The organism is Rhizobium pisi (genome assembly GCF_003938655.1).
GTDB classification, from domain to species: domain Bacteria; phylum Pseudomonadota; class Alphaproteobacteria; order Rhizobiales; family Rhizobiaceae; genus Rhizobium; species Rhizobium pisi.
In genome coordinates, this window is record NZ_RJJT01000009.1 from 218,734 (window position 1) to 242,850 (window position 24,117).

Annotated in this window: 22 protein-coding genes; 10 read left to right on the forward strand and 12 right to left on the reverse strand. The window is 61.0% G+C overall.

Translation table 11 applies throughout. The features are described 5' to 3' along the window. Positions 1-51: 51 nt before the first annotated feature. Positions 52-1,731, reverse strand: a complete 1,680-nt coding sequence (locus EFD55_RS14840) for an NAD+ synthase (RefSeq protein WP_125845809.1) — start codon at positions 1,729-1,731, stop codon at positions 52-54. A 190-nt stretch (positions 1,732-1,921) separates the two neighbouring features. Here EFD55_RS14840 and EFD55_RS14845 point away from each other — a divergent pair, with 190 nt between their 5' ends. Continuing rightward, positions 1,922-2,452, forward strand: a complete 531-nt coding sequence (locus EFD55_RS14845) for a DUF1003 domain-containing protein (RefSeq protein WP_125845810.1) — start codon at positions 1,922-1,924, stop codon at positions 2,450-2,452. A 22-nt stretch (positions 2,453-2,474) separates the two neighbouring features. On the opposite strand, the gene EFD55_RS14850 is transcribed toward EFD55_RS14845, so the two are convergent. Both EFD55_RS14850 and EFD55_RS14855 read right to left on the reverse strand, forming a co-directional pair. Beyond that, complete coding sequence (locus EFD55_RS14850) at positions 2,475-3,122, reverse strand: VOC family protein (protein ID WP_125845811.1); 648 nt, start codon at positions 3,120-3,122, stop codon at positions 2,475-2,477. Positions 3,123-3,227: 105 nt separating this feature from the next. Next, positions 3,228-3,626 (reverse strand): GFA family protein, encoded by a 399-nt coding sequence (locus EFD55_RS14855; RefSeq protein ID WP_125845812.1) that lies wholly within the window; start codon positions 3,624-3,626, stop codon positions 3,228-3,230. A 440-nt stretch (positions 3,627-4,066) separates the two neighbouring features. On the opposite strand from EFD55_RS14855, the gene EFD55_RS14860 reads away from it, so the two are divergent. From EFD55_RS14860 to EFD55_RS14870, 3 genes are all read left to right on the forward strand, one after another. Further along, positions 4,067-4,408, forward strand: coding sequence for a TadE/TadG family type IV pilus assembly protein (locus EFD55_RS14860; RefSeq protein ID WP_245438472.1), 342 nt, complete (start codon positions 4,067-4,069; stop codon positions 4,406-4,408). Position 4,409: 1 nt separating this feature from the next. Further along, on the forward strand, positions 4,410-6,146 hold the full coding sequence (locus EFD55_RS14865; RefSeq protein ID WP_125845814.1) for a pilus assembly protein TadG-related protein: 1,737 nt from the start codon (positions 4,410-4,412) through the stop codon (positions 6,144-6,146). 211 nt (positions 6,147-6,357) lie between these two features. Beyond that, positions 6,358-8,196, forward strand: coding sequence for an ABC transporter ATP-binding protein (locus tag EFD55_RS14870; RefSeq protein WP_125845815.1), 1,839 nt, complete (start codon positions 6,358-6,360; stop codon positions 8,194-8,196). A 90-nt stretch (positions 8,197-8,286) separates the two neighbouring features. Here the strand turns inward: EFD55_RS14870 and EFD55_RS14875 are convergent, their stop codons facing one another. Next, positions 8,287-9,660 carry a class II 3-deoxy-7-phosphoheptulonate synthase gene (locus EFD55_RS14875; protein ID WP_125845816.1) on the reverse strand — a complete coding sequence of 458 codons (1,374 nt, stop codon included), beginning with the start codon at positions 9,658-9,660 and terminating at the stop codon, positions 8,287-8,289. A 222-nt stretch (positions 9,661-9,882) separates the two neighbouring features. Between EFD55_RS14875 and EFD55_RS14885 the strand changes: the two genes are divergently transcribed. Continuing rightward, positions 9,883-11,172 (forward strand): VWA domain-containing protein, encoded by a 1,290-nt coding sequence (locus EFD55_RS14885; protein WP_125845817.1) that lies wholly within the window; start codon positions 9,883-9,885, stop codon positions 11,170-11,172. 10 nt (positions 11,173-11,182) lie between these two features. Here the strand turns inward: EFD55_RS14885 and gor are convergent, their stop codons facing one another. Continuing rightward, the gene (gene gor / locus EFD55_RS14890) at positions 11,183-12,568 is read right to left on the reverse strand and encodes a glutathione-disulfide reductase (protein ID WP_125845818.1); all 1,386 of its coding nucleotides are present in this window, start codon (positions 12,566-12,568) and stop codon (positions 11,183-11,185) included. A 177-nt stretch (positions 12,569-12,745) separates the two neighbouring features. Between gor and EFD55_RS14895 the strand changes: the two genes are divergently transcribed. Further along, positions 12,746-12,964 (forward strand): hypothetical protein, encoded by a 219-nt coding sequence (locus EFD55_RS14895; protein WP_125845819.1) that lies wholly within the window; start codon positions 12,746-12,748, stop codon positions 12,962-12,964. A 15-nt stretch (positions 12,965-12,979) separates the two neighbouring features. Here the strand turns inward: EFD55_RS14895 and EFD55_RS14900 are convergent, their stop codons facing one another. The 3 genes from EFD55_RS14900 to rpiA form a co-directional block, all read right to left on the reverse strand. Continuing rightward, positions 12,980-13,264 carry an acylphosphatase gene (locus EFD55_RS14900; protein WP_125845820.1) on the reverse strand — a complete coding sequence of 95 codons (285 nt, stop codon included), beginning with the start codon at positions 13,262-13,264 and terminating at the stop codon, positions 12,980-12,982. Between the two features lie 93 nt (positions 13,265-13,357). Next, the gene (locus EFD55_RS14905) at positions 13,358-13,921 is read right to left on the reverse strand and encodes a DUF2059 domain-containing protein (RefSeq protein ID WP_125845821.1); all 564 of its coding nucleotides are present in this window, start codon (positions 13,919-13,921) and stop codon (positions 13,358-13,360) included. A gap of 15 nt (positions 13,922-13,936) precedes the next feature. Next, on the reverse strand, positions 13,937-14,635 hold the full coding sequence (gene rpiA, locus EFD55_RS14910) for a ribose-5-phosphate isomerase RpiA (RefSeq protein ID WP_125845822.1): 699 nt from the start codon (positions 14,633-14,635) through the stop codon (positions 13,937-13,939). Positions 14,636-14,882: 247 nt separating this feature from the next. Here rpiA and EFD55_RS14915 point away from each other — a divergent pair, with 247 nt between their 5' ends. Next, a complete protein-coding gene (locus EFD55_RS14915) occupies positions 14,883-15,587 on the forward strand; it encodes an HAD family hydrolase (protein ID WP_125845823.1) in 705 nt (234 codons plus the stop codon). Positions 15,588-15,701: 114 nt separating this feature from the next. On the opposite strand, the gene EFD55_RS14920 is transcribed toward EFD55_RS14915, so the two are convergent. Then, positions 15,702-17,612, reverse strand: a complete 1,911-nt coding sequence (locus EFD55_RS14920; protein ID WP_125845824.1) for a L,D-transpeptidase family protein — start codon at positions 17,610-17,612, stop codon at positions 15,702-15,704. A gap of 91 nt (positions 17,613-17,703) precedes the next feature. Continuing rightward, positions 17,704-18,033 carry a hypothetical protein gene (locus EFD55_RS14925; RefSeq protein WP_125845825.1) on the reverse strand — a complete coding sequence of 110 codons (330 nt, stop codon included), beginning with the start codon at positions 18,031-18,033 and terminating at the stop codon, positions 17,704-17,706. On the opposite strand from EFD55_RS14925, the gene fumC reads away from it, so the two are divergent. Continuing rightward, complete coding sequence (gene fumC, locus EFD55_RS14930) at positions 18,032-19,423, forward strand: class II fumarate hydratase (protein WP_125845826.1); 1,392 nt, start codon at positions 18,032-18,034, stop codon at positions 19,421-19,423. The genes EFD55_RS14925 and fumC overlap by 2 nt on opposite strands. A gap of 327 nt (positions 19,424-19,750) precedes the next feature. Here fumC and EFD55_RS14935 read toward each other — a convergent pair whose 3' ends face one another. Beyond that, the gene (locus tag EFD55_RS14935; protein WP_125845827.1) at positions 19,751-20,578 is read right to left on the reverse strand and encodes a cadherin-like domain-containing protein; all 828 of its coding nucleotides are present in this window, start codon (positions 20,576-20,578) and stop codon (positions 19,751-19,753) included. Between the two features lie 260 nt (positions 20,579-20,838). Between EFD55_RS14935 and EFD55_RS14940 the strand changes: the two genes are divergently transcribed. Further along, entirely contained in the window at positions 20,839-22,446 is a 1,608-nt protein-coding gene (locus tag EFD55_RS14940; protein WP_125845828.1) for a fumarate hydratase, read from the forward strand. A 113-nt stretch (positions 22,447-22,559) separates the two neighbouring features. Here EFD55_RS14940 and EFD55_RS14945 read toward each other — a convergent pair whose 3' ends face one another. Then, on the reverse strand, positions 22,560-22,769 hold the full coding sequence (locus tag EFD55_RS14945) for a hypothetical protein (protein ID WP_125845876.1): 210 nt from the start codon (positions 22,767-22,769) through the stop codon (positions 22,560-22,562). Between the two features lie 229 nt (positions 22,770-22,998). Here EFD55_RS14945 and EFD55_RS14950 point away from each other — a divergent pair, with 229 nt between their 5' ends. Further along, on the forward strand, positions 22,999-24,066 hold the full coding sequence (locus tag EFD55_RS14950; protein ID WP_125845829.1) for a GGDEF domain-containing protein: 1,068 nt from the start codon (positions 22,999-23,001) through the stop codon (positions 24,064-24,066). Positions 24,067-24,117 lie beyond the last annotated feature (51 nt).

The following is a 24,117-nucleotide window of genomic DNA, read 5'->3' on the forward strand; positions in this document are numbered from 1 at the left end:
CACGTCCTTTCAGACGCGTAAAGGACGCTGTTGCACTTTGAATTGATGCGGTCAGCGATCCCTGAAACGGTTGGTGATGGGATAGCGCCGGTCGCGGCCGAAATTCTTCTTGGTGATCTTTACACCCGGCGCCGATTGCCGGCGCTTGTATTCGGCGAGATAGAGCAGGTGCTCGACCCGGTGGACGGTCGCGACGTCATGGCCGCGCGCGACGATCTCCTCGACCGCCATCTCCTTCTCGACCAGGCATTCGAGGATGTCGTCGAGAACGGGATAGGGCGGCAGCGAATCCTGGTCCTTCTGGTCGGGACGAAGCTCCGCGGACGGCGCCTTGTCGATGATATTCTGTGGGATCACCTCGCCGGAGGGTCCGAGCGCATCCGGCGGCACGTTTTCGTTGCGCCAGCGGGAAAGCGCATACACCTGCATCTTGTAGAGGTCCTTGATTGGGTTGAACCCGCCGTTCATGTCGCCGTAGAGCGTGGCGTAGCCGACCGACATTTCCGACTTGTTGCCCGTCGTCACCACCATCGAGCCGAACTTGTTGGAGATCGCCATCAGGATGACGCCGCGCGCCCGGCTCTGCAGGTTCTCCTCGGTGATACCGCTGTCCGTGCCCTCGAAAAGGCTGGAGAGCGCATTGCTGAAGCCCGTCACCGGCTGCTCGATCGGCACGATGTCGTAGCGGCAGCCGAGCGCTCTTGCGCAATCGGCAGCATCCTTCAGCGAATCCTCGGAGGTATAGCGGTAGGGCAGCATAACGGTGCGCACCCGCTCTTCACCCAGCGCATCCACAGCAATCGCCGCGCAGATCGCCGAGTCGATGCCGCCGGAAAGGCCGAGCACGACTGTCTTGAAACCGTTCTTGTTGACGTAGTCGCGGAAGCCGAGCAGGCAGGCGCGGTAATCGGCCTCCTCGCGCTCGGGGATATGCGCCATCGGCCCTTCGGCGCAGCGCCAGCCGCCCTCGCCGCGCTTCCACGTCGTCACCGCAAGCGCGGTCTCGAACTGGCTCATCTGGAAGGCCAGCGACTTGTCGGCATTGAAGCCGAAGCTCGCGCCGTCGAAGACGAGTTCGTCCTGGCCGCCGAGCTGGGCGGCATAGATCAGCGGCAGGCCGGTCTCGATCACCTGCTTCAGCACCACCTGATGGCGGATATCGACCTTGCCGCGATAGTAGGGCGAACCGTTCGGCGATAGCAGGATTTCGGCCCCGCTTTCAGCCAGCGTCTCGCAGACACCGAGATCGCCCCAGATATCCTCGCAGATCGGAATGCCGATGCGCACGCCGCGGAAATTCACCGGCCCCGGCATGGCGCCCTGGTCGAAGACGCGCTTCTCGTCGAACTCGCCGTAATTCGGCAGGTCGATCTTGTCGCGCACCGCAATCACCTTGCCGCCGTCGAGCACGGCGACGGAATTGTAGCGCCCGATCTCGTCCTGCCGGGGAAAACCGATGACGACGCCCGGCCCGCCATCGGCCGTGTCGGCGGCCAGGCTCTCCACGGCTTTCCAGCAGGCGCGGATGAAGGCGGGTTTCAGCACCAGATCTTCAGGCGGGTAACCGGAGATGAAAAGCTCGGTCAGGACAAGCAGATGCGCGCCCTCCCGGGCAGCATCAGCGCGCGCCTCGCGCGCCTTGGCAAGATTGCCGGCAACATCGCCGACCGTTGGGTTGAGTTGGCCGACCGCGATGCGGAAGATATCAGAAAGGGCGGTTTCCTGTGTCATGTCATTTATTTAGCCTGCACGTTCCGCGACCGCAACACGTTCGCGCCGAATGCGGCGTCCGGCAGTGACGAAATTTTTATGAACGAATCGCCGATAGCCCCGCGGCGCCGATACGCATTGCAATTTACCTTCGGAGCGGAATACTGGCGCCGAAAGCGACCGCATCGATAACGGGTATCGGAAACAGGCCATGTCTAATCTTTCGGACTTCTTGCACCATCATTTCGACAAGCCCGCCGACGAGCTCGGCGACATCGAAAGGCGCGTGCTGGCGAAAGCGCACGCGCGCAAGGTCATCTCGACCGACGTCAACGCCGTCCTATCGGCCGAATCCTCCTTCGGCGAGCGCGTCGCCGACGGCATCGCCCGCGTCGGCGGCTCCTGGTCCTTCATCCTCGCCTTCCTTGCCTTCCTCGTCGTCTGGACTATCATCAACACCATCATCCTGATGAGCGAGGCCTTCGACCCCTATCCCTTCGTCTTCCTCAACCTGATCCTGTCGATGCTCGCCGCCATCCAGGCGCCGATCATCATGATGTCGCAGAACCGCCAGGCCGAACGCGACCGCTTCGAGGCCGCCAAGGATTACGAGGTCAATCTCAAGGCCGAACTCGAAGTGCTCTCCCTGCACCAGAAGATCGACATGCGGGTGCTGACCGAATTGACGGCGCTGCGCGAGGACTTCGCCCGTCTCACCGCCGAACTTTCCGCCAGAAGCTGAGGCAGCGCTTATAGCGCGACGATCAGCCGCCCGGGCCGGCAAACAGGATGAGATTTCCGTCCGGATCCAGCACGATGAAGGTTCTGGCGCCCCACGGCTCCTTCCTGAGGGTCTGATGGAAGGACACCCCTGCGGCCTGGAAATCCAGGAACAGGCGCTTGATCTCGTCTGATGTATCGACGGCGATCGAGGCTGAAAGCAGATGTTCCCGTTGCCTGATATCACCGACGAACACGGGCTCGCATACCAGCCTCAGAGCGATTTGCGCATTGTCGCGAATGACCTGCCCGTAAAACGGCGGGTCGCCATAGACGAAATCGACCCTGAAGCCGAGCTTGCCGGTGAAGAATTCGCACGACGCCTTGATATCGGTGACGAACAACTGCGCCGATAGCGAACTCAGGATCGCTTGTTGTGCGGGCTGGTTTTTCGGATCTGTCATGGCTGCGGCTCCTGTCTTGAGCGCCTGCCATCCCTCGAAACCCATTTGACGTGCGATCAGGTCCTGCGCGTCGCTGAGCTTGAAGCGCGCCTCCAGCACCTGCCTGTCATCGAGATGACGGAAGCGCGGCAACGCAGCTCTGATCTCGGCTGCAACAGGATAGTATCCTTCGCGGTGCCATCGCAAATACTGCTTGGCTTGCTTTTTGAGGTTTTCGAGATTCGGCATGGGCGCAACTGTTGATACAGTGTAGGCGGGCATTGCCCTTTCGAAATTCGACGAAGCGCCCTACGCAGCAGGACAAACCTAGCCTCGGCGATCGACCTTTGTCAATCACGGGGGATTCCTGTCATATTGCGGCAGGCCATCTGATATCTCGTAGAAATCGCCCTTGTCGCCGCAGTAGATGTGATGGCCGAAGGCAAGGCCGCTCGGTTCGTCGAAGGTCCCCGCCATGACCGAAATTTCCGCCGATTGGTCGCCTTGCCAGAACAACGCCGAGCCGCAATTGGAGCAGAAGCCGCGCTGTGCCTCTTCGCTCGACCGATACCAGCGGATGGCCCCATCGCCCTCGATCGAAAGGGTCGCGCGCGGCACGTTGACCGCAGCGTAGTAGAACCCCGTCTGCCGGCGGCATTGCGAGCAGTGGCAGCCGACGACAGGTCCGGGCCTTGCCGAGATTGAAAATCGCACCGCACCGCAAAGGCAGCCGCCTGTATGCCGTTCCGTCATGACCGCCCTCTCATCGTTCAGGCAGAACGTTGCCGCCGATCGCCACCGTGGTCAAATCCATTTCCCTGAACAAAACCATCAGGAATCTTGAAGACCACAGATCTTGCGCCCATCGCAGCGGCGGAAAATGGGAGTCACCATTTCCCTTTACGTGTACCACACATATCAGCAGAGAAATTCCCAATAGTTGGATTAACTTACATAGTTCTGGCATAGCACGGAAAAAATCAAGTAAAACTCATCTTTTTATTAAATACCACTACAGCCAGTACGTTTATTAGATAATTCAAACTTAAGACCTTGCGATTTACGATGCAACCACTGGTCGATCTCCAGCACCATCAGTCTGCGAGGTGAAAAATGAATAGTTTCCGGCGCTTGCTTTGAATCGGCGTGGTACGTCCGCAATCGAATTCGCCATCATCGCACCGCTCTTCCTCATGGCAGTCCTGACGATGATCGCCTACGGCATCTATCTCAGCGCCGCCCATGCGGTGCAGCAGCTGACCGCCGATGCGGCGCGCACCGCCGTTGCCGGGGTGAACAGCCAGGAGCGCTCGCAACTGGTCGACGATTTCGTCAGCCGGTCCACAATCGACCATCCGCTGATCGAGAGAAGCAAGCTGCACGTCACCGTCAATACGGATCCCGACAATGCCAACCGGTTCACCGTGACGGCAGAATACGACGCCAACGAACTGCCGATCTGGAACCTCTACACATTCCCCCTGCCCGACCACATGATCCGGCGCTTTGCCACCATCCGGATGGGAGGGCTCTGAGATGCGCCCACTCAAAATCCGGCTGGCGCACATGGCTGCCGATACATCGGGCAATATCGCCATCATGGCGGCGCTCTGCGCTCCTCTCATCCTCTATTCGTTAGGCCTCGGCGTCGATTACGGCATGATGACGCTGCAGCAACGCCGCCTCCAGCAATTGAGCGACATCGGCGCCATCGTTGCCGCCGCCGATATCAACCACGCCGCCGAAAATCTGGTCACCAATTTCGATGAGAACGGACTGAACATCGCCGTCCGCAACGGCACGGGATATGTCACGAAGAAGGGCTTCCTGCCGCTGACATCAGATCTCAAGCAGTTCGACGCCGTCGCCGATTTCTCCCCCGGCACCTATCTTGCCGATGCCTCGGTGCCGCTCAGCAGCCGGTTCGCCGCCGGTGCGCAGCCCTATGATGCCGTCAAGGTCGGCATCACCCAGAAGGCCGAGCTGGCCTTCGCCATGACGTTCACCAACGCCCCCGATCTCAGAGCTGTCGGCACCGCCTCGGCCTCCAAGCTTGCTGCTTTCTCGATCGGCTCACGGCTTGCGAGCCTCAATGGCGGCGTGCTGAACGCGCTGCTCGGCGGCCTGCTCGGCACCAACATCTCGCTGAAAGCCGTCGATTACGAAGCGCTCGCCTCCGCCGATATCAAGCTGCTCCCCTTCCTCGACATGCTGGCGACCGATCTCAAGCTTACCGCCGGCACTTATGACGACCTGCTGGCGACCGACATCTCCTATCCCAGACTCTTGAAGACGCTCGGCAAGACGGATGGTCTCACACCCACCGTCACCAGGGCGTTGGAAGCGATCGAGAAGGCGCTCGGCACGACACAGATCAAGATCAAACTCGAGGATCTCTTTGATCTCGGCACGACCGACGAGCGCGTCATCGGTAGCGGTTCCCATCTGGCGGCCGAGGCGAGCGTGATGGATATCGTCTCGGCCGCAGCCTTGGCGGCAAACCAGGAAAAGGAGGTCGCCGCCAATCTCGGCGGCTCTGTACCGGGACTTGCCACGGTCAAGTTGACGCTTGCGATCGGCGAAATGCCGAAGGGGGCCGCCTCGAACGGGATCGGCGCCACAGGCGCGACCGTCCGCACCGCACAGGTGCGGCTGGCACTCGACATATCGCTGCTCGGCGCCAATTCCCTCGCCGGGCTGAAGCTGCACGTGCCTCTCTATCTCGAGGTCGCCCATGCCGAGGCCAGGCTTGCGAGCATCTCCTGTCTCGGCGGCGGCGTCACGAATGCCAGCGTCGGCGTCGATGTCGTTCCCGGTGTGGCGGAACTGTCGCTCGGTGAGGTCGACACCAAAGCTTTCGTCAATTTCGACAGCCCGCCGCGCGTCACCCGCGCCACGCTGATCGACGCGCCGCTGCTCACCGTCACCGGCATGGCGCATATCAACCTCACCAATCTCAGCAAGAGCAAGGTGACCTTCCAGCCGGCCGACATCGCCGCAAAGACCGTCAAGAACGTCTCCACCAAGGATACGCTGACCTCGGCCGTCGGATCGCTGATGAAGGAGACCGACATTCAGGTCTCAATCCTCGGCCTCGGCATCGGCCTGCCGAAAACCCAGATACAGGGCGCCGTCGCCGATACGCTGACGGGACTGGCTAAGCCGCTCGACGAGCTACTCTTCAACCTCCTGACCCTGCTCGGCATCAAGATCGGCGAGGCGGACATCCGCGTCACCGACGTGCGCTGCCAGCAATCGGTGCTGGTGCAATAGACCTGCCATCGCCCATTCTCTATGCCAACAATTGCGCCTGAGATCTGTTGCCTGACGACAACAGCTACCGACCTCCTCCCGTCACCATGTTGTATCGGACGCGGTTCTCGGCGATACTGGGGGCTCAATCCATCCGATCCTCGGGAGACTGACATGAGAGCGACCCTGTCCAAACAGAAAGGAAACATCCCCCACAAGGACATTCAGCTTCATGAACATTCCGTTCTCCCGTGCGAGGAAAAACTCGCGACGCCATAACCCTTTCCTGAACTTCTTCCGCGACCATTCGAATGCCGCCGACCGCGGCCGGCGTCGGTCGCGCATGCGCAAGTTCCTCTCCTACTACCACCCACACCTGCCTTTGCTGCTGGCGGATTTACTGTGCGCGTTCCTCGTCGCCGGCACGGCGATCGCCCTGCCGCTCTGCGCCAATATCGTCACGAGCCGCCTTCTGGCTCTATCGGACGCGCCGCTGGCCTTTGCTGAGATTCTTGCGATGGGCGGCATCATGCTGGCCGTTCTGGCGATCCAGATCGGCGCGATCTTCTTCGTCGACTATCGCGGCCACGTCATGGGCGCCCGCATCGAGGCGACGGTACGGCAGGAACTCTTCGAGCATTGCCAGAAGCTGTCTTTCAGCTTCTACGACCGGCAGCGTACCGGGCAGCTGATGAGCCGCATCACCAATGACTCTCTCTGGCTGGGAGAGCTCTTTCACCATGGCCCTGAGGATCTTTCCATCGCCGTGCTGAAATTCGGCGGCGCCATGCTGGTGCTATTCTTCATCGATCCGCCGCTCGCCGGCCTCATTCTGCTGCTCACTCCCGTGGCCTTGGCCTATGCCCTTTATTTCAACCGGTGCATGAACCGCGCGCTCGAAGCCAGCAAGCGGCAGATCGCCGCCGTCAACGAGCGTGTCGAGGATGCCCTTGCGGGCATCCGCGTCGTGCAGTCCTTCGCCAACGAGGCGCTGGAAAGGGAGCGTTTTGCCGAGCAGAACCACCGCTTCCTGCAAAGCCGCGCCGAAGGCTACCGCAGCGAGGCCTGGTTTTCGGTCGGCACCGAAACCTTCGCCCAACTTGTCACCATATTGGTGATCATCGTCGGGGCCTTGCGTATCCTGGCGGCGGAACTGACGGTGCCCGACATGCTGACCTTCCTGCTCTGCGTCGGCGTGCTGGTCGATCCGGTGCAGCGGCTCGCCAATTTCGTGCGGCTCTGGCAGGAGGGCTATACCGGCTTCGTCAGGGCCATGGAAATCCTGGAGATCGCGCCCGATATTACCGACCGGCCGGCCGCCCGTCCGATGCCGGCGCCAAGGGGCGAGATCCGTTTTTCCGACGTCGCCTTCGCTTATGAGGCCGATGGTCCGCGGGTGCTGCAGCGGCTTTCCCTCACCATTGCTCCCGGAGAGTTCGTCGCCCTGGTCGGGCCGTCCGGGGTCGGCAAGAGCACGCTCTGCGCGCTCATCCCGCGCTTCTACGATATCGACGCCGGCTCGATCCACATCGACGGCGCCGATATCCGCGATGTCACGCTTGCCTCGCTCCGGCGCCACGTCGGCGTGGTCCAGCAGGATGTCTATCTCTTTGCCGGCACCGTGGCGCAAAACCTGCGCTACGGCAGACCGGACGCCACCGATGCCGAGTTGGAATCGGCCGCCCGCGCCGCCAATGCGCATGACTTCATCATGGCTCTTCCCAATGGCTATGACACCGATATCGGCCAGCGCGGCGTCAAGCTCTCGGGCGGCCAACGCCAGCGCATCACCATCGCCCGCGCCTTCCTGAAAGATCCGGAGATCCTGATCTTCGACGAGGCGACGAGCGCGCTCGACAACGAGAGCGAACGGGCCGTACAGCAGGCGCTGCTGACCCTGGCGAACGGCAGGACCACACTGGTCATCGCCCACCGCCTGTCGACCGTCCGCCATGCCGACCGCATCCTGGTCCTGACGGCCGACGGCATCGTCGAACAGGGCACGCACGACGACCTGATGGCCCAAGGCGGCGTCTACGCCAACCTGCACAGTGTTCAGGCGAGCATATGAGGGGTTGGATGCCGAAGCTGCTTATGACGTAGGGCCCATAAACAAAAAGCCCGGGCGAACCGGGCTTTTCATCATCTGTTTGGCTCAGTCTCAGCCGTTGGCGACCATGCGCTTTTCGTCGCGGCCGCCCTTCATGCGCTCGGCGAGCAGGAAGGCGAGCTCGAGCGCCTGGTCCGAGTTGAGACGCGGATCGCAATGGGTGTGGTAGCGGTCTTGCAGGTCTTCGGCGGTGACGGCGCGGGCGCCGCCGGTGCACTCGGTCACATCCTTGCCGGTCATTTCGACATGGATGCCGCCGGGATGCGTGCCTTCGGCGCGATGGATCTGGAAGAAGCTTTCGACTTCCGACAGGATCCGCTCGAAAGGACGGGTCTTGTAGTTGTTGAGCGTGATCGTGTTGCCATGCATCGGGTCGCAGGACCAGACGACCTTGCGGCCCTCGCGCTCGACGGCGCGGATGAGGCGCGGCAGGTTTTCGGCAACCTTCTCATTACCGAAGCGGCAGATCAGCGTCAGGCGCCCGGCTTCGTTGGCGGGGTTCAGGATGTCGATCAGTTGAAGCAGATCGTCAGCCTGCAGCGACGGGCCGCATTTCAGGCCGATCGGGTTCTTGATGCCGCGGCAATATTCGACATGCGCATGGTCGGCCTGGCGCGTGCGGTCGCCGATCCAGATCATGTGGCCTGACGTGGCATACCAGTCGCCTGAGGTGGAATCGACGCGGGTCAGCGCCTCCTCGTAGCCGAGCAGCAGTGCCTCGTGGCTGGTGAAGAAATCGGTCTCGCGCAGGCTCGGATGGTTTTCCGAAGTGATCCCAATCGCCTTCATGAAATCCATGGTTTCGCTGATGCGGTCGGCAAGCTTGCGGTAGCGCTCGCCCTGCGGGCTGTCCTTGACGAAGCCGAGCATCCACTGATGCACGTTTTCGAGATTGGCGTAACCGCCCATCGCAAAGGCGCGCAGAAGGTTCAGCGTCGCGGCCGACTGGCGGTAGGCCATGGCCTGGCGTTCCGGGTTCGGAATGCGCGACTCCTCGGTGAACTCGATGCCGTTGATGATGTCGCCGCGATAGGCCGGCAGCGTTACGTCGCCCTGCTTCTCGACGTTCGACGAACGCGGCTTGGCGAACTGGCCGGCGATGCGGCCAACCTTGACGACCGGCAACTGCGCGCCAAAAGTCAGCACCACGGCCATCTGCAGGAAGGCGCGGAAGAAGTCGCGGATGTTGTCGGCGCCGTGTTCGGCGAAGCTCTCGGCGCAATCACCGCCCTGCAAGAGGAAGCCGTTGCCTTCGGCGACATTGGCGAGATGCTTCTTCAGGCGGCGCGCCTCGCCTGCGAAGACGAGTGGCGGATAGCTGGCAAGCGTGGCTTCCGTTGCCGCCAAAGCGGCTGCGTCGGGATATTCGGGAACCTGCAGGATCGGTTTCTGCCGCCAGCTGCTCGGGGTCCAATTCTCTGCCATCTCACTCACCTGTTCTCACATCCGTTTACCAGGATGCCCTATCTCGATATCCGGCGGCTTATAGACTTTTAGATCAAGCTTGCAAAGGCCAATCGCCCGAAGCTTCCGCCCCGGCGGCGTCACCGCCATCCTGGTGTTAAACCGGCATATACCATTTCGATTTCCCCATATTTTATACTTTGAAGGTAGAAGCGGAAGGAGTTTCAACATCGGGGACATGCAATGGCGATCCTTCCGCCCGGCTTTATATCGGACCGCTCGGGCAATTTCGGCATCATGACGGCGCTGCTGCTGGTGCCGCTTGTTGGCGCGGCGGGCATGGCAGTGGATTTCGCCCATGCGCTGAGCCTGAGGACGCAGCTTTACGCCGCCGCTGACGCTGCCGCCGTCGGTTCGATCTCCGAAAAATCCGGCGCGGTCGCTGCCGCGATGAGCATGACTGGCGATGGCACGATCTCGCTCGGCAAGGCCGATGCCCGCAGCATCTTCATGTCCCAGATCTCGGGAGAGCTGTCCGATGTTCCGGTCGATCTCGGCATCGACGTCACCAAGGCCGCCAACAAGCTGAATTCGCAGGTTTCCTTCACCGCGACCGTGCCGACCACCTTCATGCGCGTTCTCGGCCGGGATTCGATCTCCATCTCCGGCACGGCGACGGCCGAATACCAGACCGCCTCCTTCATGGATTTCTACATCCTGCTCGACAACACACCCTCCATGGGCGTCGGCGCCACCGCGACAGACGTCTCGACGATGGAAAAAAACACCAGCGACAGCTGTGCATTTGCCTGCCATGAAACCCAGAACAACAACAATTATTACAATCTTGCCAAGAAACTCGGCGTCAGTATGCGCATCGACGTCGTGCGCCAGGCGACTAAGGAACTGACGCAGACAGCCAAGACAACACGCGCCTCCGACAACCAATTTCGCATGGGCGTCTATACCTTCGGCACCAAGGCCGAGGATGCCAAGCTGACCACCATCTCCGACCCGACCACCGACCTCGACAAGGTGCGCAGCTATACCGATGCCGTCGATCTGATGACCATTCCGTATCAGGGCTACAATAACGATCAGCAGACGAGTTTCGACAGCGCGCTGACGCAGATGAAAACCATCATCACCACCCCCGGCGACGGCAGCACGTCCGCGACTCCGCAGAAGATCCTGTTTTTCGTTTCGGACGGCGTCGGCGATAGCGAGAAGCCGAAGGGCTGCACCAAGAAACTCACCGGCAACCGCTGCCAGGAGCCGATCGATACCTCTTTCTGCCAGCCGCTGAAGGACAAGGGCATCAGGGTCGCAGTGCTCTACACCACCTATCTGCCGCTGCCGAAGAACAGCTGGTACAATACCTGGATCAAACCCTTCCAGAGCGAGATCCCGACGAAGATGCAGGCATGCGCCTCGCCCGGCCTCTACTTCGAGGTGACGCCGACCGACGGCATTGCCGAGGCGATGAAGGCGCTTTTCCTCAAGGTCATCCGCTCGCCGCGCATCACCAGCTGAAGAATATCACTCAGATACGCTTGCCGTCGCGGATGCGATAGCTCGGCGCATACATGGTGACGAGCTCTTCGGCTGCTGTCGGGTGCAACGCCATCGTCCGGTCGAAATCGTCCTTGGTGCAGCCGGCCTTCAGCGTGATGCCGAGCAGCTGCGCCATCTCGCCGGCATCATGGCCGAGGATATGGGCGCCGACCACCTTGCGGCTAGCAGCATCGACGATCAGCTTCATGATCATCCGTTCGGACCGGCCCGAAAGGGTCGCTTTCAGCGGCCGGAACTGAGCACGGTAGACTTCGAGCTCACTGTAGCGCCTGCCCGCCTCTTCTTCCGAGAGACCGACGGTGCCGATCTCCGGCTGCGAGAAGACGGCGGTCGGGATCAGCTCGTAATCCGGCCGGGTCGGGTTGTTCTTATACTCGGTCTCGATGAAGCACATCGCCTCGTGGATCGCCACCGGCGTCAGCTGTACCCGGTTGGTGACATCGCCGAGCGCGTAGATATTTTCCACATTGGTGCGGGAATAATCGTCGACGATGATCGCGCCACGCTCGTCGACGGCGACGCCCGCCGTCTCGAGGCCGAGGCCCTCAGTGTTCGGATCGCGCCCGAGCGCCAGCATCACGACGCCGGCATGGAGCGTTCCGCTCTTCAGCGTCTCCACGACAAGCCCGTCTTCGCCCTTCGAGACCTTCTGGAGCGTGTCGTGGCAGAGAATGCGGATGCCCTTGGCGACCATCGCCTCATGCAGCCCGCGCCGGAGGTCCTCGTCGAAGCGCGACAGGATTTCGGCGCCGCGATAGATCAGCGTCGTCTCGACGCCGAGGCCGTGGAAGATATTGGCGAATTCGACGGCGATATAGCCGCCGCCCGCAATCACGATCGATTTTGGCAGTTCTTCGAGATGAAAGGCTTCGTTGGAGGAGATGCAAAGCTCGTGACCGGGAAGTGCGGCATGCGGGTTCGGCCGTCCGCCGGTAGCGATCACGATCGTCTTTGCCGTCACCGTCTGTCCTGTTTTCACCAAGCGCACCGTATGGGCATCGACGAGCTCGGCGCGCGTTTCCAGGATTTCGGCATTGGCGCCGGCGAGCCCCTTCTTGTAGAGGCCTTCCAACCGGGCAATCTCGATATCCTTAGCCGCCACCAGCTTTTTCCAGTCGAAGCTGCTTTCGCCGACCGTCCAGCCGAACCCCGCGGCATCCTCGAAATGCTCATGGAACTGCGAGGCGTAGACGAAGAGCTTCTTCGGCACGCAGCCGCGGATGACGCATGTTCCGCCATAGCGATATTCCTCGGCGATCGCCACCTTCTTGCCGAGCGAGGCAGCGACGCGCGCGCCGCGCACGCCTCCGGAACCGCCGCCAATGACGAAGAGGTCGTAATCATAGGAAGACATCATGAGCTCCGGAAGGGAATCGCAGGAAGGACGCTCCTGATATAGGAGCGATCGTCATGAAAACAAAAGCCCGCTCCTGCATCATGCCGTTCTCTTTTGCCGAATCTTCATTGACGGTTGACCCGGCCGGCTGAGACTGGCAGGCAATCCGCGGGATAAAAGATGCCGGAGCAAAAGATGGATCAAACTCTCTTCGCCAACCTGTGTAAGGCCGGCAAGTTCAAGGAAGCGCTCAATCTCGCCATCCAGGGCCATGAGGACGAGAAGTTCACACCGAGCCGTTTTGCGATGGACAAGAAAACAGGACTGCCGATCTTCTACCGTGGCAACAAGCGCGTAGAGCCGGACGAGACGGGCGTGTGGCAACTGGCAAAAAGCTTGAAGGACTGGGGCTGAGCATCAGCGCTGTCATCAGCCGGTGATGCGAAAATCCGTCGGCACCCTCTCAAGCAGGGTCGTTTCCGTCGCGACGCGTGAAACCGACGCCCCCGCAGGCCCGCGTTTCAAACGCTCGATCATCGTCGAGATCGCGTCATCAGACCCGGCGATCAAAGCGGCGACAGACCCGTCCTCCTGGTTGCGAACCCAGCCCGTCAACCCGAGCCGCATCGCCTCATTGCGCGTCCAGACGCGAAAACCGACGCCCTGGACCCTACCTGATATCAGGACGTGTACAGCCTCGTAACGATCAGACATGTCTGCCTCATCCAAAATCTCGTCGCCTTTTGCTGCATCATAGCAAAAAAGCCCGGACAATGCCGGGCTTTCGCGAAATTTGACGGGTAGGCCTTACTGCTGGGCGGTCGGAGCCGGAGCCGGAGCAGCGGGGGTCTCGGGTGCAGCCGGCGGCGCCTTGATGACCTTGGAAAGGATGGCGTTGCTCTGCTTTTCTAGATCGCGGGAAATGCCCTGCGCCCAGATGTCGGCAGCCTTCGCCGTCTCGCGTGAGGCAACCGGGCCGTCGCGCAGCAGCTTCTTGCCGATGTCGGAGCTGTAAAAGGCAGCGATCGCCTTCAGTTCGTCGACCGTGAAGGTCTTGGCATATGTGAGTGCTGCTTCCTTCTCCAGATCGCCGCGGCGCGGCGCCAGCGCCAGTGCCTGCGCGTCGACCGTCGAGGAGATGATGTCCTGGTAGTTCGGCGAATCCTGGATGAGGCCGGCCTTCAGGCGCTCGGCGAGGCCAGGCAGGATGTTGTCGAACTGGGCCGTAGCGCCGATGGCGTCGATCGCCGCGCGAGAAGCCTTCAGCTGCTCCTCGGAAACTTCCTGCGCCTTGACGGCGGAGCCGAAGGCAAGCCCGGAAAGGACGATGGTCGCAGCGGCGAAACGGCCAAGACCTGCAATGTTCATCATGAGTGTATGCTCCTGTTATCTGTTTGCCTGCAGCGTGCGCGCACCCGCAGGACCGGCAATGATCGCAAGTGCCGCCATGTTGATAAAGAGCCCGTGTTCGACGACGCCGGGTATGGAATTCAGCTCGCTCGAAAGCGCCTCTGCATCAGGAATGCGGCCAAAAGATGCATCGATGATGTGATGGCCGCCATCCGTGGTAAAGTCTCCGTCACCGGACTGGCGCAGACGAAGTTCGCCTGAAAGGCCGAGCCGAGCAGCAACCTTTTCGATCGCGATCCGTGTCGAGACGAGACCGAATGGATTGACCTCGATCGGCAGCGCAAAGGCGCCGAGCGTATCCACCAGCTTGCTCTCGTCGGCGATGACGATCATCCGCTCGGAGGCGGCCGCGACGATCTTTTCGCGCAGCAGCGCGCCGCCACCGCCCTTGATGAGCCGGAGAGCCGCATCGACCTCGTCGGCGCCGTCGATCGTCAGATCGAGCGCCGGCAGTTCGTCGAGCGATTTCAACGGCACGCCGAGTTCGACGCAGAGCCGCGCCGTCCTTTCGGACGTCGGAACACCCTCGACCTTCAAGCCGCCGGCCACCTTCTCCGCCAGCAGCCGGACGAATTCTTCCGCCGTGCTTCCGGTACCGATCCCAAGACGCATGCCGCTTTCGACATGGGCGAGTGCAGCCTCGGCGGCCTTGATCTTCATTTCGCGGGCATCCATGCGCCGCCAGCTCCTGATATTGCGTTGGATGTGCTGTTTACACGGCTCGCCTGGCAAACGAAAGTCAAAATCATCACGCAAAATGAAAAGCCGAAACAAATGCCTGCGACCTTCCCTGCCATCGCAGGGCGTTGCTTTCCGCCGTGCGATCGCCTACCTCAGGAACGACGCAGCCGCTCCCGGGACGACGCAGTCATTCCCCTGAACGTCGCCCGCCAGACGACCCATCGCTCAAAGAGGCAAGCCCTTGATCCCTGCCCCCGCTCCGCTCGTCGTCTTCGATCTCGACGGCACCCTTCTCGATACGCATGCCGATCTGGTCGAAAGCTTGAACCATACGATCGCGATACTCGGCCTCGAACCGGTCAGCTATGACGACTTGACCCATCTCGTCGGCCAGGGCGCACGCGTGATGATCGAGCGCGCCTGCCGTCTGCGCGGCCATCCGCTCGAAGGCGAGGCCCTGCCTGCACTGGTCGAGCGCTTCGTCGCCCACTATGCCGCCGGCATGCCCGGCCACACACAGCCCTATCCCGGCGTGGTCGCCGCAATGGACCGGCTGAAATCGAAGGGCTATCGCCTTGCCGTCTGCACCAACAAGATGGAGAAGCTGGCGCTCGGCCTCCTCGAAAAGCTCGACCTCACCGGATATTTCGACGCTGTCACCGGCGGTGATACCTTCGAATACCGCAAGCCCGACGCCCGCCACCTCACCGGCACCATCACCCGCGCCGGCGGCGATATCTCCCGCACCGTGATGATCGGCGACAGCGTCAACGACATCGCCGTGGCGAGAAATGCTGCCGTGCCATCGATTGCCGTGCCCTTCGGTTATTCGGATGTGCCGGTAAGCGCGCTTAGCCCGGATCATATCATCACGCATTTCAATGAGCTGACGCCGGAACTGGTGGAGACGCTGATGCGCGACTATGCGGCGAAAGTGGCGGTCTGACGTAACCGGATACCCTCCTCTGGCATTCCTATACCGGCGTACCGTGCTCGCCACCCCATAAAACAAAACGGGCGGCCCGAAGACCGCCCGCCAAAATACCTATGAAAACCTAAATCAGATCTGCGCCCCACGCGCCTTGGTCGTCGCGTCGAAAGCCTTGTCCACGTAAGCGTCGCGGCCATAGACGTCGTCGAAATATTCCACCACGCCGTCCTTGTTCGGCCAGGCGGTGAAATAGGAGACGTAGACCGGGATCTTCTGCGGCACCTTCACGGCATGGTTCTGGCCGGTGGCGATCTGCTTGGCAACGTCGTCGACGGTCGTGCCGAGCACCGCAGCCGCCATGGCACGCGGCTCGGCAAGGCGCACGCAGCCGTGGCTGAGCGCCCGCATGTCACGCTTGAAGAAGCTCTTCGACGGCGTGTCGTGCATGTAGATCGCGTGGCTGTTCGGGAACAGGATCTTCAGTTCGCCGAGCGCATTGTCGCTGCTCGGCGGCTGGCGCACCGAGACATTCTCGGTCGAGCCGTACCAGTCGACGCTGGATGAGGCGACGGCGTGGCCGTTGACTTCGACCTCGTAGCCGAGCTGGTCGAGATAGTTCGGGTCCGAACGCAGCTTCGGCAGCATCTCGTTGATGATGATCGACTGCGGCACGCCCCAGAACGGGTTGAACTCAACCGTCTCGATCTCGTCGTCGAAGAAGAAGGTCTGGTTGTTCTTGCCGCCGACCACCACGCGCATCGACAGCTGTTCCTTGCCGTCATTGTGGTAGTAGGCCATGAAGGCCGGCTGGTTGATCATCACGTAACGGGAGCCAAGATCTTCCGGCAGCCAGCGCGCCTGCTCCATGGCGACGACGAGCTTGTCGATCTTCGAGGCGTTGGTATCGCCGCCGATCATGGCGCGCACCGTCGCCTGGCCGATGACGCCGTCGGACTTCAGGCCGCGCTCCTTCTGGAAATCCTCGACCAGCGAGACGATGTCAGGCGAATAATCGCTGCTGCCGGCATAGGCGGAAAGCGTTGCCGCATGATCGGTCCGCAGCGTCTCGGAACCGTGCTTCTGCAGCGCCTTGACGATATTGGCGACCTCCGGCGAGCTGTCGCCGGGTTTCAGCGACCGGTCGAGCGAAATGACGATTCGCTCGTCGCTGCCACCATCGGCGGCGCGAAGCTTGGCAAGCTCGGCCTTCAACGCCAGGAACTGCGGGCCGTCGGGCGAGCGGTTGGCAAGGTAGGACCCGACGTCAGGGCTCATTCGAGCAAGCTTCAGCACCGGCGCCAAGTTGACCGCCTTGCGCTGGAAGTCGTGATAGCCCGAAATCTTGTTCGGATCGATGCGGCCGCGCACGGTGTCCTGCACGAAGGCAAGCACCTTGGCCGAAAGATCAAGCTCGAACTGGGTCAACGCCCGGTCTCGGACGGCGGGATCGGGATTGGCCGGATCGATATTAGGCGCCTGCAGGGCGTAGTCGGCCGGATCGAGGCCGACCGAAGCCGCATCGGCAAGTGCGGCCATTGCCGACTTGGCGCGTTCGTTGATCTGGCTACCGTCGATCCAGACGAGCGGATTGCGGCTGTCGCCGTAATAGGCCTCGAGCGCCTTGGCAACGTCGGCATTGGCGCGAACCTTGGCCTGCGCCAGGAACCGGCGCTGCACCGCAGGTTCGGCGCCGGCATCGCCGCTCGACGAAACATCGGCGACCGCGCCGGTGACAACTGGGTCGGCGAACTTGCTGGTGTCGACGAACTGCAGCGCCTCGGTCTTATAAGTGTAATAACGCGGACCGCTCACCTTCGGCAGCGGCGCCTCCGGATCCAGCCCGCCGAGCGACCCGCCGATACCGCCGCGCGGCACCGGCCGGCCGGGCGCCTGGTCCATGAAGATGGTGCTCTGGGTCCGCTGCCTGTCGCCGCGCAGCATATCCATCAGCGTATAGGCATGCGCGGGCGCGGCACTCATCACTGCCAGGCCGCAGGAAAGTGCCAATGCGGATACCGCGCTTTTCAAAACGAACGTCATATATCTTCCAGTCCCGGTGTCATGCTGTTCTTGTCACGAGCGCAAGGCTCAAACTCAAATCCGCGAAGCTCAAGAGCGTCCGGCTCATTCATCAGAAACCGGCCTTCGCCGCCAGCGCCGGCGGACTCATTTTTATGTGAGGGAAAGCCTGCACGGCGCCGCGCAGCAGTTCACACAAAATTATGAAATTATTAGTTAATTTTTTACCGAATTTTCGCCGGCGGACCAGTGCGGCAAAAACGTCCCGGCACATAAAATTTCGAAAGTGGCCGAAAAAGCACGCCGCGGGGCCGGTAAAAACATGACATAATCTCTCAATATTTAACGCGGCATATGGTTTTCTTGTCGGGGTTTCCGACCTATAAAACCCCATCTTTGGAAGATGCCAGGAAACAGCATGTAAAGGGAAGGCAAAGCTCATGACCGCAACCCGCACCGAAACAGACACTTTTGGCCCCATCGACGTTGCCGCCGACCGATATTGGGGCGCCCAGGCCGAGCGTTCGCTCGGCAACTTCAAGATCGGTTGGGAAAAGCAGCCGCTGTCGATCGTGCGTGCGCTCGGCATCGTCAAACAAGCCGCCGCCCGCGCCAACATGTCTCTCGGCCAGCTCGATCCAGCCCTCGGCAAAGCCATCGTCGACGCCGCCCAGGAAGTGATCGACGGCAAGCTTAACGACCATTTCCCGCTGGTGGTCTGGCAGACCGGTTCCGGTACGCAGTCCAACATGAATGCCAACGAAGTGATCTCCAATCGTGCAATAGAAATGCTCGGTGGCGTCATGGGTTCCAAGAAGCCGGTTCACCCGAACGATCACGTCAATATGAGCCAGTCGTCGAACGATACCTATCCGACGGCCATGCACATCGCCTGCGCCGAACGGATCGCCCATCACCTGCTGCCGTCGCTGAAGCACCTGCATGCCGCCCTCGACATGAAGGTCACCGAGTTCAGCCACATCATCAAGATCGGCCGCACCCACACCCAGGATGCAACGCCCCTCACCCTCGGCCAGGAATTTTCGGGTTATGCCGCCCAGGTCGGCTCGGCCATCAAGCGCATCGAGATGACGCTGCCCGGCCTCTGCGAACTCGCCCAGGGCGGCACCGCCGTCGGCACCGGCCTCAACGCGCCGGTTGGTTTTGCCGAAAAGGTCGCCCAGGAGATCGCCAACATCACTGGCCTGCCCTTCGTCACCGCGCCGAACAAATTCGAGGCGCTCGCCTCGCATGACAGCATGGTGTTCAGCCACGGCGCCATCAATGCCGCCGCCGCCGCCCTCTTCAAGATCGCCAACGACATCCGCCTGCTCGGCTCCGGCCCGCGCTCTGGCCTCGGCGAACTGGCGCTGCCGGAAAACGAACCCGGCTCGTCGATCATGCCCGGCAAGGTGAACCCCACCCAGTGCGAAGCCCTCACACAGGTCTGCATCCACATCTTCGGCAACCACGCGGCTCTCACCTTCGCCGACAGCCAAGGCCATTTCGAACTCAACGTCTACAATCCGATGATGGCCTATAATTTCCTGCAGTCGGTGCAACTGCTTGCCGACGCCGCCATCTCCTTCACCGACAATTGCGTCGTCGGCATCGAGGCGCGCGAGGACAACATCAAGGCCGGCCTCGAACGCTCGCTGATGCTAGTGACAGCACTCGCCCCCAAGATCGGCTACGACGCGGCTGCCAAGATCGCCAAGACAGCGCACAAGAACGGCACGACGCTGAAGGAAGAGGCGCTCGCCAGCGGCCTGGTGACGTCGGAGGAGTATGACGAGATCGTGCGGCCTGAGACGATGATCGGGCCGAAGTAGGACGGTCGTGGGCGCGCTGCCCCGCTTCTCCACTTGTTCCCTCTTCTCCACGTTCGGAGCAAGAGGAAACGGACGAGCTGGCCACTTGCTCCCTCATTCCTGTGCCTGTCACAGGAATCCAGCCACGGCGCGTCCGCGCCGTGAATGAAACAATACCTCAAGAAAAGAGTCTTTTGCGCCCAAGGACTTGGGCGCACTGGATTCCTGTGACGAGCACAGGAATGAGGGAGATTGCGGTAGCCGTCTCGCGAAACTTCCAACCGACACGAATAAAGCCACCCGCCTGCCGGCACCGGCCGGGGCAACCCATCACACACCCGGCAAGCCTCAAACCAACAACGAAAAATTGTCCATCACGACAGAATTGCCCATGAAATCAAAACGAATCTCATCGATGTCTTCGATATCAACCTCGAGATTGGGACCAGTGACCTCAAGCTCCTGCTGATAGACGATCTGCCCGTCGTTCAGCGCGGTAAGCGTCAGGTGAAATGACGATGCCGACAATTCGGCGATTGAAACGCCCTGAAAGGTGAAATCCCCGCCATCGACCATTTTCAAGCTCACGGGCGCCGAACCCGGCGATAGAACGGTGTCGCTGAAACCGTCCTCGGTGATGGCGTCGACGCCCGGGATGGTATCGTAGACGAAACCGTTCAGAAGCGTCAGCTCGTGGCTGCCGTTCACCGAGAGAGCAAAGCCCCGGTAATTGGGGAGGGAGAAATTATCTTCCCTCGATAAGACGCCCATATCGTCGAAATCCAGGACTTCGTGGTACTTGTCCTCTTCATTGACGCCGTCGATCGCCTGGGTAAAAACGCCGACATCCGTTCCCCCTGCGCCATCGGAGATCTTGTAGCGGATCTCTTCGATCAGCTGTTCGTGCGCCCTGAGATTCTTCACCACGTCGAGCGTGTAATCCAGCTCGTAGATGAAATGACCGTCGGGCTGCACGGTGAAAGTCCCGTACTTCCCTTGTATGATCGTTTCCTGCGTCAGGCCCTGTTTCGCATCGACCCGGACACCGTCGAAAAAGCGGAGATACAGGGTCGCCCCCTCGGGATCGCTGTCGTTCTCAAGCAGATTCCCTCGGATCGGATCATGTTCGAAAGAAATGAAAAGGTCGTCGTTAGCAGTTGGCTTTGCATTCGTCATCGGAAGCTCCAGCAAGTTAACGCGGCCGGGAATATGGACTGGCCTCGAACCGAAGGCAACTTTGAGTCGTCTTTTATCGAGACTCGTGCCGATTTCGCTATTTCACCTCATCCGCTGCGCGTGACGCGCCGGTTGCGAAAGCACATGCGACCATGGTCTCAACCGGCCGAACTCCGGCCGCATCCCGATTGCTTTTGCCCCGCGGCGGATTTAGACCGGTTCCAATCTAGCGACGCACGCCCAGCAGAAAGGTCACTTCGATGGCTGACGATCTCTTCCCCCTCGGCAAGGATGCCACCCCTTACCGCAAGATCAGCGGCGACCATGTGTCGATCGATACGTTCAAGGGCCAGGAGATCCTGACCGTCGAGCCGGAAGGCATCCGCCTGCTCGCCGAAACCGCCTTTGCCGACATCAACCATCTCCTGCGCCCCGGCCATCTGAAGCAGCTCGCCTCGATCCTCGACGATCCCGAGGCGACCGACAACGACCGCTTCGTCGCCTACGACCTGTTGAAGAACGCCAACATCGCCGCCGGCGGCGTGCTGCCCATGTGCCAGGATACCGGCACGGCGATCATCATGGGCAAGAAGGGCCGCAGGGTCTGGACCGAAGGCGGGGATAGCGCCGCCCTCGCCCGCGGCGTCATGGATGCCTATGAGGAGAAGAACCTGCGTTATTCGCAGCTGGCGCCGATCAAAATGTTCGAGGAGAAAAACACCAAGAACAACCTGCCGGCCCAGATCGATATCTATGAGGAAGGCACCGACGCCTATGAATTCCTCTTCGTCGTCAAGGGCGGCGGCTCGGCAAACAAGACCTTCCTCTACCAGGGCACACCGTCGCTTTTGACGCATGACCGGATGATAGACTTCCTCAAGGAGAAGATCCTGACGTTAGGGACGGCAGCCTGTCCTCCCTATCATCTGGCGATCGTCATCGGCGGCACCTCTGCCGAGATGAACCTGAAAACGGTCAAGCTCGCCTCGACCCGCTATCTCGACGAACTGCCGACCGAGGGCTCCGAGAGCGGCCATGCCTTCCGCGACGTCGAAATGGAGAAGGAAATTCACAAGCTGACGCAACAGATGGGCGTCGGCGCCCAGTTCGGCGGCAAGTATTTCTGCCATGACGTGCGCGTCATCCGCCTGCCCCGTCACGGCGCCTCGCTGCCGATCGGCCTCGGCGTCTCGTGTTCCGCCGACCGCCAGGCCAAGGGCCGCATCACCCGCGACGGCATCTTTATCGAGCAGCTCGAAACCGACCCGTCCAAGTACATGCCCGAGATCGACGAGGCGAAACTGTCGGAATCGACTGTTCATATCGATCTCAACCGGCCGATGGCCGAGGTGCTTGCCGAGCTTTCCAGGCATCCCGTCAAGACGCGGCTCTCCTTGACCGGCACCATCATCGTCGCCCGCGACCTCGCCCACGCCAAGATCCGCGAGCGGCTGGAAAAGGGCGAAGGCATGCCCGATTACCTCAAGAACCACCCGGTCTATTATGCCGGCCCTGCCAAGACGCCGGCGGGTTATACCTCCGGCTCCTTCGGTCCGACGACGGCCGGCCGCATGGATAGTTACGTCGACCAGTTCCAGTCCTTCGGCGGCTCGATGGTGATGCTTGCCAAGGGCAACCGCTCACGCGCCGTGCGCGAGGCCTGCAAGAAGCATGGCGGCTTCTATCTCGGCTCGATCGGCGGCCCCGCCGCCCGCCTCGCGCAGGACTGCATCCGCAAGGTCGAGGTCTTCGAATATCCCGAACTCGGCATGGAAGCGGTCTGGAAGATCGAAGTGGAAGACTTCCCGGCCTTCATCGTCATCGATGACAAGGGCAACGATTTCTTCCAGGAATTGAATTTGGGGTGATTATGGCGGGGCCGCGCCAATGCAGGTCCGAGGGGGTGGGCGAGCCGGCCGCTTGCTCCCTCTTCTCCCCAGCGGAACTCTTTCAGGCATGCGAAACGAAGTCGGTAAACTGCCTACCGCGCCGGCGCCCTGTCCAAGGAACCGGCATTTTGCGCCATGACCGCAATATCCACAGCACTCACCACATCCCCGTTCTCCACCCTCGCAAGGATCTCCGTGTGGAAAGCTCCGGCGAAGAGACCAGCGTGCTCAGACAGTAAGGCGCTGCCGGCGATCAGGGTGACGGCGAGGATAGCGAAAGAAATATGACGAGATGTTTGCATGAAATCACGAAAAGAACTGTAAGTTTTTCTGACGCCATTCCCGTTCAACGGGTATGCACTGTCCTGGCAAAGATACGTTTTCTGATGCAGAATCATAGGCCTGATCGAAGTATTGCTCGGATAGGAAGTTGTCGTATGTAATCTTTGGTATATGTCGCTTTAATCTTTTCCCAAGAAATTTAAGCTAACAGATAAATTATTGCCTTCGAATATATGAGGAGTTCGCCGGATGAATACGGCTGTCGCGCCTAAGGTGCAGGTTCCCGACGTAGCGGGCCAAATCACCTATGCCATGCGCTCGATGGGCGTTGCGCCGATACCTCGAAACTACGAACTCTTCTATGAAGCCTATATCGGCTCCAATCCGGCACTGACCCGTGAGCTTGCGGCCCTCGGCAGCCAGGCGACCCAGGCCGAACTCGACGCGCTCGGCTCGCAATATTTCACCAACAGCCCTGCCCGCGTCTTTGATGACGCCCATTCGCGCATTTCAGGCGAACTCGACGGACTGCTACGGATCCTGAGACAGGAGCAGAACTCGCTCGAAAGCTATACCAGGCTGCTCGGCGAAACCCACAAGCGCATCACCTCCAAAAGCAATGCCAGCGTCGAACTGATCGAAAATGCCATCGAGCTCCTGAGCAAGGCGACCGGCGACACCATGGCGCACGGCGAACGCACCGTCGAAGACGTCGTCCAGCGCTCGCAGGAGATGGATGAGGTCCGCAAGGAACTCGACGAATACAAGCGTATCGCCAATACGGACTCGCTGACGCGCCTTTCCAACCGCCGCGCCTTCGACGATCGCCTCGCCGCTGTCTTCAACAGTCCCGGCATGCGGCCGGTGACGGCGCTGCTGCTCGCCGACATCGACAATTTCAAGAAGATCAACGATACCTACGGCCATCCGGTCGGCGACAAGATCCTTGCCACCGTCGCCTCCGTCATCCGCAGCAACGTCCGGCGCGATGTCTTCGTCGCCCGCGCCGGCGGCGAGGAATTCGCGCTGATCATCGAAGGCAATACGCCTGAGGAAGTGATGGCAATCGCCGAGCGCATCCGCCGCACGCTTGAGACAACGCCCTTCAAGAATTCCCGCACACGGGTGAACTACGGCCCGGTCACCGTCTCGATCGGCGTCTGCATGGCCTCCAGTGCCGAGGATGCCGGCGAACTCTACAGCAAGACCGACATTGCACTCTACGGCGCCAAGAACGCCGGACGCAACTGCACCATTCTCTATGAGGACGGCATGCAGAAGGACTTCACCAAGAGCTGGCTGATCTACAAGGCTTGACGGCTGCCCGCCCTGTCACGTCTCCACCGCTGTCACCACAAGGTGACGGCG